Below are 11474 nucleotides of genomic sequence, written 5' to 3'. Positions count from 1 at the left end.
AGTTTAGTGACGCAAGGGAGTGAGGTCGGATGCCCAGAACCGGAGAGCGCGGCGGACCGGAGACGCGTCGGCGCATCTCGGGGATCGCGACCCGGCTGTTCCTCGAGCGCGGCTTCGACGAGGTGACGGTCGCCGAGGTCGCGAAGGCCGCCGGCGTCTCGAGCGTCACGGTCTTCAAGCACTTCCCCCGCAAGGAAGACCTGCTCCTGGACCGCTCGGTGGACGCCCACGAGCTCCTCCGGGCCGCGGTCCGAGGCCGCCCCCCGGGCATTGACGTCCTGACGTCCCTGCAGGAAACGGCCGACGGTCTGACCGGCGCCCGGCACGCCCTCTCCGGCGTGGACCCCCGGGCCGTCCCGTTCTTCCGCACGGTCGCGGCCTCGCCCGCGCTGATCGCCCGAAGCAGGGAGATCGCGTCCGAACTCCAGCAGACGCTGGCGACGGAGCTCGAGAATGATCCGGCGTTCGAGGGCGACGCCACGCTCCTGGCCGCGTTCTTCCTGGCCGGCTACGCCGCCGCGTTCATCGAAACCGTCCGGACCGTCATGGCCGGAGAGCCCCACGAGGTCGTGGTAGCCACCCGCCAGGCGCGCATGGAGGCCCTGTTCGTCGCCCTACGCCACGGAGTCGGCCCGTCCTGAAGACCCGGCGCGTGGCCTCACGGCGCACCGCGCGCGGGTAGGCGGCTCGTTCCCGGCCGCGTTGACCGGGTGCGAAGTCCCGCGCGTCGACCTCGATCCTTTGGTTCGCACGGCGGGGGGGTGAGGACGTTCACCGCGACTGCCCGCGAGGGTCATCACCCTGGTGGCGCCCGACCTGTCGCACGGGTTCGGGTCGCAAGCCACCCTTTTGTCGGGACCGCCAACAAATGGTGCGCCGCCGACGTCTCAAACCCCGGGCCAGTGGATCGGAAGGCCGAGAGCCCGCGATTGCTGGCCCGGCCGGGCGGGACGGCGGCCCGCTCCGGCCGCGTAGCGCGTCGGGTCCGGCGACGGTGCGAAGCCATCGCGTAGGCGAGGCCGATGCGCCTGTCCTGCCCCGAAGGGGCCCGGCTGTGGATCCGCTGTCCGGTGAGGAACGGATGCCTCGGTCCCGCGACGGTCAGCCCGGCTTGCCTGGGAAGCCGACAGGCGGCGCGCCCAGTCGCGAGGGCCCCAGAAGTGGCGACCACCGTGCAGAGAGAGGCTCCAAGCCTCTGACACCTGCGGGAGAAAGAGAAAGAGTGCGCCAACAGGGACTTGAACCCCGAACCCGCTGATTAAGAGTCAGCTGCTCTGCCTATTGAGCTATTGGCGCCCGTCCGTACCCGGAAGGCTGAGCCTCCCCGGCTGACGAGAAGCAACGATAGCAGCCACCGCGTCAGGTCTGAAATCGGTTCGTCCGCCGATCGGCCGGGCCCCCGTCCGGCGGTGAACCGACCACCTCATTACGGCGTAGGCATTGACAACATCGTGTACAGGTGATTCACAGTGTCGTGAGGGTTTACGGCACGATGTGCCGGGTGTTCAGCCGACGAGCGGGGTTTCGATGCGGGTAGTCCGCACCACTGGTGACAAGTACGCGCTGTGGCGCCGGGCCGGCGCTGTGCTACTGGTGCTCGGCCTACTGGCCGCGTGTGACAGCGGGGGCGACGTCCCGACCGGCAAGTTCTCACCGGCCGGCAACACCGAGAAGAGCGAAGCCCCGGCCGCGCCGACCACGCTCTCGCTCACCGCGCCCGCTGACAAGGCCACCAAGGTCCTCACGAGCTCCGTGCTGACGTTCACCACGAACGGCGCGCTCGAAAGCGTCACGGTGACGGACAAGGGCGGCAAGCCGGTCAAGGGCAACGTCGCCACCGACAAGACGACGTGGGTGCCGAGCAACCAGCTCGCCTACGGCACCACGTACAAGGTGACCGCCACGGCGACGCAGCCGGGCGGCACGAGCAAGACCGTGACGACGAGCTTCAGCACGATGGCGCAGCCGGGCGCGATCACCGGCGCCGACCTCTACGTCAATGACGGCGACACGGTCGGCGTCGGCCTGCCGATCGTGGTCGAGTTCACCCGGAACATCCCCAAGTCGCAGCGGGCCGCCGTCGAGAAGCGGCTGTTCGTGACGAGCACGCCGGCGGTCGAGGGCTCCTGGCACTGGTTCTCGGCCGGCGAGGTCCACTACCGGCCCAAGGCGTACTGGCCGTCCGGTACCAAGGTCTCGGTGCGCCTCGCCATCGGCGGCCTGCCGATGGGCAACGGCAACTACGGCAAGCGCGACCGCTTCGCCAGCTTCACGGTGGGCCGGAGCGTCATCAGCAAGGTGACGAACAAAGACAAGACGATGTACGTCTACCGCGACGGCAAGCTGCTCCGGAAGTTCCCGATCAGCCTCGGTAAGGCCAGCACGCCGACGTCGTCCGGCCGGATGGTCGCGATGGAGAAGGCCTACGAGAAGACGTTCGACTCCGGCACGTTCGGGGTGCCCGCGGACTCTCCCGGCGGGTACCGCGAGAAGGTCTACTACGACGTCCGGTTCACCTGGGGCGGCGAGTTCGTCCACGCGGCGCCCTGGTCGACCGGGCAGCAGGGCAACACGAACGTTTCGCACGGGTGTGTCAATGCCTCGAACGGCAACGCGGCCTGGTTCTACGACCTGACGCTCAAGGGCGACCCGATCGAGATCATCGGCACCACCCACCGGGTCACGCCCGGCGACGGCTGGACCGACTGGGAGCTCTCCTGGGACCAGTACAAGGCCGGTAGCGCCCTCTGACCCCGGCGAAAAGGGCCGGTCCGCTATGCGGACCGGCCCTTTTCGCTTGCATGGGGTGACTGATGGGATTTGAACCCACGACACCCGGGACCACAACCCGGTGCTCTGCCAACTGAGCTACAGCCACCATGCGCGCGCTCGATTACCCGCGCGGCTCACCCATCATAGCGGTCCCCGGAGGGGCGCCTCGACCTCGGGGGAATCAGATACCCGTCACTTCGCGCCGGGAAGGTCCGACAGGGACGCGGCGATCGCGCGCGCCTGCTCCACGTCCGGCCCGGGCGGGGGGACGAAAACGGCGCGGCGGTAGTACTGGAGCTCCCGGATGCTCTCCCGGATGTCGGCCAGCGCGCGGTGGGCCAGGCCCTTCGCGGGCTGCCCGAAGTACACCCGCGGGTACCAGCGCCGGCACAGCTCCTTGATCGACGAGACGTCGACCATCCGGTAGTGCAGGTAGTTGTCGAGACGCGGCATGTCCCGGGCCAGGAAGCCCCGGTCGGTCGCGATCGAGTTCCCGCACAGCGGCGCGGACTTCGGGTCCTTCACGTAACTGGTGATGTATTCCAGCACCCGGTCTTCGGCCTCGGCCAGGGAGACCGTCGACGCGCGCACCTCGTCGGTGAGGCCCGACTTCGCGTGCATGTCGCGGACGACGTCCAGCATCCCGTCGAGTGCGGCGTCGGACGTGTGGATCACCACGTCGATACCCTCACCGAGGATGTTCAGGTCGGAGTCGGTGACGAGCGCCGCGACCTCGATCAGGGCATCGTGCCCCAGTTCCAGCCCGGTCATCTCGCAGTCGACCCACACCAAACGCTCAGTCACGCACGGCAGCCTATCCACCCCGATGAACAACAGCGCACAAGACCAGGTTGCCGGCCGCTAACTGTCCTGCGCCGTCCGAAATGCGAGCAGCCCGCCGAGCGCGATCGTCAGCGGATTCGACGCGGTCACTCCGCCGCGCCAGGACGCACGCCCCCTCTGCGCCTAACGTCCAACGAAGGAGGGACGCCGTGTCCGTCGGCAGGAATTCTACGAAATGGAGAAAACAGGCATGACTGGCCGGATCGAGGATTACGCCGTCATCGGTGATCTGCACACCGCGGCACTGATCGGCGCCGACGGCTCGATCGACTGGCTCTGCCTGCCCCGCTTCGACTCGGCCGCCTGCTTCGCCGCGATCCTCGGCGACGAGGAGAACGGCCACTGGCAGATCGCCCCGGTGGCCGGCGGGGTCTGCACCGGGCGTCGCTACCGGAAAGACACGCTCGTCCTGGAGACGACCTGGGAGACGCCGGAGGGCACGGTCCGGGTGATCGACACGATGCCGCTCCGCGACGACGCGGTGGATCTCGTCCGCGTCGTGGAAGGCGTCACCGGAGCAGTGCCGATGCGGAGCGTCATGCGGTTGCGTTTCGACTACGGCCGCGTCGTTCCCTGGGTGCGCCACGTCGACGGGGAGTTCGAAGCCGTCGCCGGGCCGGACGCGGTCTGGCTGCGCAGCAGCGTCCCGCTGCACGGCGAGAACTTCTCGACGGTGGGCGAGTTCACCGTGCACGCGGGGGAGTACGTCCCGTTCGTTCTCACCTGGCGGGAGTCGTGGCAGAACAACGGCCGTCAGGTGGACGCCATCGAGCAGGTGAACAACACCGAGGCGTACTGGCGCGGATGGATCGAGCAGTGCAGCTACCAGGGCCGCTGGGCCGACGCGGTCCGCCGCTCGCTGATCACGCTCAAGGCGCTGACCTACGACCCGACCGGCGGCATCGTCGCGGCCGCCACCACCTCACTGCCCGAGCAGATCGGCGGACCGAGGAACTGGGATTACCGCTACTGCTGGCTCCGCGACGCGAGCTTCACGCTCCAGGCGCTGCTGGCCAACGGCTACGAGGAAGAAGCGCTGGCCTGGCGGGGCTGGCTGCTGCGCGCGGTCGCCGGCGACCCGGCCGAGCTGCAGATCATGTACTCGATCAAGGGCCGCAGACGGATCGACGAGTGGGAAGCTCCGTGGCTCGAGGGCTACGAGAAGTCGGCGCCGGTCCGGATCGGCAACGCCGCCAGCGAGCAGCTCCAGCTCGACGTCTGGGGCGAGATCCTCGACGTCCTGTACCTGTCCCGCGAAGCCGGCATCGCGCCGGACGACGACGCCTGGAGCTTGCAGAAACGCCTGCTCGACCACCTCGGGACGGCCTGGCGCGGCCCGGACAACGGGCTGTGGGAGGTGCGGGGCGAGCGGCAGCACTTCGTGCACTCCAAGGTGCTGTGCTGGGTGGCGTTCGACCGGATGATCCGCCTGGCCGAGAAATTCGGGCAGGACGGCGACACCGCGAGCTGGCGCGTGACCCGCGACGCGATCCACGCCGAGGTCTGCGACCAGGGCTTCGACCGCAGCCGGAACACGTTCACCCAGTACTACGGCTCCACCGGCCTGGATGCGTCGCTGCTGCTGATCCCGAAGCTCGGGTTCCTGCCACCCGACGACCCGCGCGTGGTGGGCACGGTCGAAGCCGTGCAACGGGAACTCCAAGTCGACGGTTTCGTGCTGCGGTACCGGCCCGAGACCGAGGCCGTCGACGGCCTGCCCGGCGCCGAGGGCGCGTTCCTGGCCTGCAGCTTCTGGCTGGCCGACGCGCTGTACCTGATCGGGCGTCGCGACGAGGCGGTCGCGCTGGTCGATCGCCTCGTCGCACTGGCCAGTGACACGGGTCTGCTGGCCGAGGAGTACGACCCGGTCGCGAAACGGCACCTGGGCAACACCCCGCAGGCGTTCAGCCACGTGGCGCTGGTGAACTCCGCCGTGCTGATCGGGGGCTCAGAACCGCTCTGATTCGTGCCCCAGGCCCAGTGCCGAGGCCAGCTCGCCCGCGTTCTCGTACTGCACGTCGGCGGGCAGGTCGCCGACCAGGGTGACCAGCCGGGCGGGAGCGTTCTCCTCCATCAGCCGGTCGATGATCTGGTCGCGGTAGGCGGGGTAGATGTGCCGGCCCAGGTGAGCCGCCAGCTCGGAGCGCTCTTCGACCCCCTCCGGGGTCAGCCCCGCCGGAACACCGCCGACCAGCGTCGAGTTCGGGGCGAAGTCGGCGTCGGGCTGGTCCTCGCCCGACGGCTCCGGGTCGCGCCACTCCTCGCTCCGGGTCGAATGCCCCCCGCGCACCAGACCCTCGGTCTCGTGCTTCAGTTCGTCGTCCACCCGTGGCCCGTGTTTGTCGCTGCGATCCATGCGGTTGCAGTACCCGGAGCCCCGGGCGTCAATCGCGGTGGGTGAACGATCGGTAGGCGCGGTCGAACCGGACCAGCGGGTTGCCCGCGGGCCCAGTGGACGCGCTCACCACCGACGCGGTCACCAGCAGGTGATCGCCCACCTCCTGACGGGAAATCGTGACGCACTCCAGCGTCGCGGCGGCGCGATCGAGCAGCAGCGCTCCGGTCGACGCCCCCCGGTGGTGCTCCTCGTCGGCCAGCAGCAGCCGTGCGCTCGGACGCCCGGCCGCCGCGAACCGGCCGGCCAGCGACGCCTGGCTCCCCGACAGCACCGAAAGGCCCCAGTGGGCCCGCCTGTGCAGAACCTCGGCCAGGTAGCCGGAAAGATCGATCGCGATAACCACGATCGGCGGGAACAACGAGACCGTCATGAACGCTGTCAGGGTGACGGCGAGATCGTCGGCGGGGTCGTCGAAGTCCTCGTCGGGATCACCAGGATCTGGGCCGGGAGGCGCCGAAACCGGCGGCCGACCGTCACGGATGCTGAGCACGACGACACCGGTGGCAAATCGTCCGAAGGCTGATTTGACCTGCTCCGGGCCGATTGGTGACGAGGCGTTGGTCACAGATCGATCCGGGAACTCACAACCGCAGGTTACCCGCCCGATCGGTGGGCACACACCAGCGGATGGCTGCCGGGAAGCGACGTTGCGCGGATCACCCTTCGAAACCGGAATCTACGCCGGGTGAACGCCGTTGAGGGTTACGTACGTGTGAGGCACAAAGAGGGATTGGGGAGACGATGACGACGGACGTTGTGGAGCCGACTACCCGGGTCGTTGAGGCGGACGACTCCGCGGTGCCGGACCGCGACCTCGTCGGCACATACCTGCACGAGATCAGCCGCACTCCGCTGCTGAACGCCGCGCAGGAGGTGGAGCTGGCGAAGCAGGTCGAGGCCGGCCTCCTCGCCGAGCACTGGCTCGACGAAGGAACGTTCCCCGATTACATCACGCGTTCCGAGCTCAACCGGCTCGTGGCCGATGGCCGCCGGGCCAAGGACGCGTTCATTCTGGCCAACCTCCGGCTGGTGGTCTCGATCGCCCGGCGCTACACGCGCAGTGCGATGCCGCTGCTGGACCTGGTGCAGGAGGGTAACTCCGGCCTGGTCCGTGCGGTCGAGAAGTTCGACTACCAGCGTGGATACAAGTTCTCCACGTACGCCACGTGGTGGATCCGGCAGGCGATCAGCCGGGCCATCGCGCAGCAGGCCCGGACGGTGCGGCTTCCCGTCCACCTCGTGGAGGAAATCAACCGGATGCGTAACGTCCGGCGCGACCTCACCCGTGAGCTGGGGCGCGACCCGGAGATCGCCGAACTCGGCAAGGCGCTCGACGTCGAGCCGCACCGGGTCGAAGAGCTGATCCGCTGGGCCCGCGAGACCGTTTCGCTCGACACCCCGGTCGGCGAAGACGGCGAGACCTCGCTGTCCGACCTGGTCGCCGACGGTGACGAGCCGTCACCCGAGGACGTCGTGATCGCGGCGATCCAGCGTGACGGTCTCGGTCAGATGATCGACCGGCTCGACCCGCGGTCCGCGCGGATCGTCCGCGCCCGGTACGGCCTCGAGGACGGGCGGCAGCAGTCGCTCACCGAGATCGCCGGCACGCTGGGCCTGTCCCGCGAGCGCGTCCGCCAGCTCGAGAACGCCGCGCTGCACCAGCTGCGCGAGCTCGCCGCGAGCGAGGGCGTCGTCGCCGCCTGAGGTAGTACGTCCGGAGCCCTCCGACCGATCGGTCGGAGGGCTCCGTCGTGTGCACCGCCGAGCGGTCGCTTCCGACGCACGGCGGGCTACGGTTCGTGCCAAGCACCGGACGACAGGACCGGACGACAAGCACCGGACGACAGGGAGCAGACGTGGCGGACGAGAAGCAGATCATCGGGCGGGTCGACGAACTGGTGGCGGAGGAGCACTCGCTGCGGCAGCGCCTGGCCGCCGGTGAGCTCAGCGCGGCCGAGGAGCACGAGCGGCTCAAGCAGGTCGAAGAGGAGCTCGACCAGTGCTGGGACCTGCTGCGCCAGCGGCGTGCCAAGCAGTCCGCGGGCCAGAACCCGGACGACGCGGCCGCGCGCCCGACGAGCGAGGTCGAGTCGTACCTGCAGTAGCCGACCGCGCGTGACGCGGCCCGATTCTCGACGGGCGATCGACGTGTGGCCCCCACATACTGGGGTTACTTGATCTACGTCGAGGCCGGACGGCGTCGGGACAGGGAGGACTGCGCTGATGGAATCCCCGGTTCCGTCGGGGCTTCCCGTTCCCGGAGCGGACTCCCGTGACCTCTTGCTCGGCCGGCTCGAGCTGGCGCTGGAGGCGTCCGGTGTCGGCTCGTTCGACTGGCACCTCGACAGCGGCGAGCTCATCTGGGACGACCGGCTCTGCCGGCTGTTCGGTTTCGATCCGGCCACGTTCGACCGCCGGATCACCACGTTCTACGACGCGCTGCACCCGGACGACCGCGACCGGGTGCAGCACCTCGTCGAGCGGGCCGTCGCCGAGTGCGGTGGCTACGAGGCCGAGTACCGCGTGGTCCGCCCGGACGGCACCGAGCGTTGGGTGGACGCGCGCGGACGGGTCTTCTGCGACACCGACGGCAGCCCTGAACGTCTCATCGGGGTCGCCGCCGACTTCACCGAGCGGCAGGAGTCCTGGCAGCGGCAGCAGGACGACTCCCACGCCGAATGGGAGCGGTCCCAGCTCATCAACGTGGTCACCGGCGCACTGGCCGAGGCGCTGACGCTCCGGGACGTCACGAACGTCCTCACCGACACGTTGCGGGCCGCGATCGGGGCGTCCGCGCTGGGCGTCGTCGTGGTCGAGGGCGACCGGATGCGGGTGAAGGACACGGTCGGGCACGACGACCACGTGATCCTCGACTTCGACGGCGCCTCGCTCGACGACCCCCGGCCGCTGGCCGAGGCCGTGCGGACCCGGATCCCGATCTTCGCCGGCGACACGAACGCGTACGGCGACCGGTGGCCGGAAGGCGCCGAGGCCGATGGTGAGGCCTGGGCCTATCTGCCGATGATCGCCGGCCGCCGTCCGGTGGGCGGCCTAGTGGTGGGGTGGGACAAGCCGCAGCCGTTCACGCCCGACGACCGGACGCTGCTGGTGGCGCTCGGGGGCCTGGCCGGGCAGTCGTTCGAACGGGCCCGGCTCTACGACGCCGAACACGAGCTCGTCGCCGGTCTGCAGCGCGTGATGCTGCCGCGGCGGACCGACGGCATCCCCGGCGTCTCCACCGCGTGCCGCTACCTGCCGAGCACCGACGGGCTGCAGGTCGGCGGCGACTGGTACGACGTCATCGCGTTGCCGTCCGGCGAAGTCGGTCTGGTGGTGGGTGACGTCGAGGGGCACACCGCGCACGCGGCCGCGGTGATGGGGCAACTGCGTATCGCGGTGCGGGCGTACGCCTCCGAGGGGCACCGGCCCGAAGAGGTCATCGCGCGTACGAACCGCCTGCTCGTCGATCTGGAGACGCGGCTGCTGGCGACCTGTTGTTACATCACGATCGACCCGGAGACCGGTAACGGTGTCGTGGTCAGGGCCGGGCATCCGCCGCCGCTGATCGTCCGGGCCGACGGGCGGGTCGAGATGGTGACGGACGCCGGTGGGCTGATCCTCGGCGTCCAGTCGGCCGAGTACCTGGCGGTGCCGGTCCACATCGGCCCGGGTGACGCCGTGGTGCTGGTCACCGACGGGCTGGTGGAGGCGCCCGGACTCTCGATCGACGTCGGGCTGCGCGAACTCGCCGAGCGGGCCGCGGCCGGTGCCGGCGACAACGCCGAGCTCCTCGCCGACCGGGTCGTGGAGCCGGTCGGTCCGGCCGGGCACCGGTTGGACGACGTCGCCGTCGTGGTGGCGCGCCGGGATCTCGGCGAGGAGAGCCGTACGGACGAGGCCCGGCACTCGATTCCGCGCGGTGCGCCGGGTGTCATCGGGCGGGCCCGGTCGTTCGTCGTCCGGACGCTGACCGGGTGGGACGCCGGGCCGGAGGTCGTCGACCGGGCCGTGCTGTCCGCGTCCGAGCTGGCCACGAACGCGATCCGGCACGGCGAGGGGCTCGTGGAGCTGACGTTGTTCCGGTACCCGGATCGGATCCGGCTCGTCGTCGAGGACGATTCGCCGACGCCGCCGCGGGTCGTGCGGGCGGCCGCGACCAGTACCGGCGGCCGGGGGCTGGACGTGGTGGCCCGCCTCGCCGCGACCTGGGGCTCCGAGCCCCGGGGCACCGGCAAGATCGTCTGGGCCGAGTTCACGCTCTGACGAGCGCTCCGAGATCGCCGGTGGGGACGGCGATCCAGCCTTCGGAGGCCGCGGCTGCGGCGTCGTCGGGGGCGGGCGGCTCGACCAGGCCGAGCGCGGCGGCCCGGGCCGTCAGCGACGCGATCACGGCGTCCAGGGCGTGGTCGGACGCCCGGCAGAGGGCTTCGAAGCGGCCCAGGTCGAGCCAGGGTGCTCGTTCGAGCAGCCGGTCGATCAGCGCGTGGCGGGCGTCGGCGTTCTTGGGGCCCTTGTAGCGGCGGTACGGCAGGCCCCAGCGGTTCAGCGATCCCGCCGGGTAGGCCTCGACGACCACGCCCGACCCGTCCCGGTCGACCGGGACGCCGAGCGCGGCGAGCCGGGTGAGAACGGTGGCGCAGCGCAGTGCCGGGTGCGCGATGCGATCGGCGGCGACGCTCAGCGGAATCATCCGCAACCGGGCCCGGACGACCTCGTCGGTGCGGCGGTATACCAATTTCCGGCGCCAGTCCTTGCCGCTGACGTCGCCCGGCGGGGTGAACGTCCCGCCGGCGTAGGCCGCCAGGAACGTCACGAATTCGTCGGGCCAGCCGAGCGGGCAATCGATCCCGGTCTTGTCGGCGCCTCGGACGACGTCCACCAGTACGTCGTCCGGAACGTCGGCGAGAACCTGGTGCACGGACGCTCCGGCAGACGACCAGCCGAGTACGGCGATCGCCGTGTTGGCGGCCTCGGCCGCCAGGTCCACCCCGGCCGTACGCATCAGCGGGGGTGCAGCAGCGGTGCTACGGAGAGTATTCAGCTGGTGCCTCTGGAGCGATAGGGTGCCCTCGGCAGGAATCGAACCTGCGACCAAGTGCTTAGAAGGCACCTGCTCTATCCGCTGAGCTACGAGGGCATGGCGCGGGAGCAGGATTCGTCGACGGCCCCGCCCTGAACCCGCTACCTCGCAGAGCAGAGTAACCTGCAGGTCAGAGCCATGCCCGGGGATCTGGGGGGACACTCCCGACGCGTCTCCCGCCAACCGCGTCGACTGATACTGACGGACAGCCCGAGTAGTGCTTCTCCATCAGGTTACCGACCGATTTGCGAACGATGGCGTGCCCCAAATGGTCCACCGGGTGACTACTGTCAGTGCGCGGAAGCGTTGATAACCGTGACTGCGACGATCCAGGCGAGTGCGAGGACGGCGCAGAACGGAACAGTGACCTTGCTCATGGGA

10 protein-coding genes and 3 tRNA genes are annotated in these 11474 nt (G+C 69.8%); 6 read left to right on the top strand and 7 right to left on the bottom strand.

Annotated elements, in window-relative coordinates:
* Positions 1-29: 29 nt before the first annotated feature.
* Positions 30-641, top strand: coding sequence for a TetR/AcrR family transcriptional regulator (locus tag ACIBZJ_RS14695; RefSeq protein WP_395929519.1), 612 nt, complete (start codon positions 30-32; stop codon positions 639-641).
* Between the two features lie 582 nt (positions 642-1223).
* On the opposite strand, the gene ACIBZJ_RS14690 is transcribed toward ACIBZJ_RS14695, so the two are convergent.
* A tRNA-Lys gene (locus tag ACIBZJ_RS14690) sits at positions 1224-1296 on the bottom strand.
* Between the two features lie 231 nt (positions 1297-1527).
* Between ACIBZJ_RS14690 and ACIBZJ_RS14685 the strand changes: the two genes are divergently transcribed.
* Positions 1528-2751, top strand: coding sequence for an Ig-like domain-containing protein (locus tag ACIBZJ_RS14685; RefSeq protein ID WP_395929517.1), 1224 nt, complete (start codon positions 1528-1530; stop codon positions 2749-2751).
* Between the two features lie 51 nt (positions 2752-2802).
* On the opposite strand, the gene ACIBZJ_RS14680 is transcribed toward ACIBZJ_RS14685, so the two are convergent.
* Together ACIBZJ_RS14680 and orn are read right to left on the bottom strand one after the other, a co-directional pair.
* Positions 2803-2878: transfer RNA gene (locus ACIBZJ_RS14680), tRNA-His, on the bottom strand.
* Between the two features lie 86 nt (positions 2879-2964).
* Positions 2965-3576 carry an oligoribonuclease gene (gene orn, locus ACIBZJ_RS14675; RefSeq protein WP_395929515.1) on the bottom strand — a complete coding sequence of 204 codons (612 nt, stop codon included), beginning with the start codon at positions 3574-3576 and terminating at the stop codon, positions 2965-2967.
* 229 nt (positions 3577-3805) lie between these two features.
* Between orn and ACIBZJ_RS14670 the strand changes: the two genes are divergently transcribed.
* Entirely contained in the window at positions 3806-5578 is a 1773-nt protein-coding gene (locus ACIBZJ_RS14670; RefSeq protein WP_395929513.1) for a glycoside hydrolase family 15 protein, read from the top strand.
* Here ACIBZJ_RS14670 and ACIBZJ_RS14665 read toward each other — a convergent pair.
* Positions 5564-5971, bottom strand: coding sequence for a DUF2795 domain-containing protein (locus ACIBZJ_RS14665; RefSeq protein WP_395929511.1), 408 nt, complete (start codon positions 5969-5971; stop codon positions 5564-5566). The genes ACIBZJ_RS14670 and ACIBZJ_RS14665 overlap by 15 nt on opposite strands.
* Before the next feature lie 28 nt (positions 5972-5999).
* A complete protein-coding gene (locus ACIBZJ_RS14660) occupies positions 6000-6578 on the bottom strand; it encodes a flavin reductase family protein (RefSeq protein WP_395929509.1) in 579 nt (192 codons plus the stop codon).
* Positions 6579-6754: 176 nt separating this feature from the next.
* Between ACIBZJ_RS14660 and ACIBZJ_RS14655 the strand changes: the two genes are divergently transcribed.
* The 3 genes from ACIBZJ_RS14655 (at position 6755) to ACIBZJ_RS14645 (ending at position 10276) form a co-directional block, all read left to right on the top strand.
* Positions 6755-7717, top strand: coding sequence for an RNA polymerase sigma factor RpoD/SigA (locus tag ACIBZJ_RS14655; protein WP_395929506.1), 963 nt, complete (start codon positions 6755-6757; stop codon positions 7715-7717).
* 152 nt (positions 7718-7869) lie between these two features.
* Positions 7870-8118 (top strand): DUF2630 family protein, encoded by a 249-nt coding sequence (locus tag ACIBZJ_RS14650; RefSeq protein ID WP_395929503.1) that lies wholly within the window; start codon positions 7870-7872, stop codon positions 8116-8118.
* Positions 8119-8236: 118 nt separating this feature from the next.
* Positions 8237-10276, top strand: a complete 2040-nt coding sequence (locus ACIBZJ_RS14645) for a SpoIIE family protein phosphatase (protein ID WP_395929501.1) — start codon at positions 8237-8239, stop codon at positions 10274-10276.
* Here ACIBZJ_RS14645 and ACIBZJ_RS14640 read toward each other — a convergent pair.
* Both ACIBZJ_RS14640 and ACIBZJ_RS14635 read right to left on the bottom strand, forming a co-directional pair.
* Positions 10266-11015 carry a DUF429 domain-containing protein gene (locus ACIBZJ_RS14640; RefSeq protein ID WP_395929499.1) on the bottom strand — a complete coding sequence of 250 codons (750 nt, stop codon included), beginning with the start codon at positions 11013-11015 and terminating at the stop codon, positions 10266-10268. The genes ACIBZJ_RS14645 and ACIBZJ_RS14640 overlap by 11 nt on opposite strands.
* A gap of 62 nt (positions 11016-11077) precedes the next feature.
* Positions 11078-11150, bottom strand: a tRNA-Arg gene (locus ACIBZJ_RS14635).
* Between the last annotated feature and the right edge of the window lie 324 nt (positions 11151-11474).

The sequence above is a fragment of the Cryptosporangium sp. NPDC051539 genome, assembly GCF_044454545.1.
Lineage (GTDB): Bacteria > Actinomycetota > Actinomycetes > Mycobacteriales > Cryptosporangiaceae > Cryptosporangium.
Note: the sequence above shows the minus strand (reverse complement) of the source record. Positions and strands in the feature narration are given on the sequence as shown.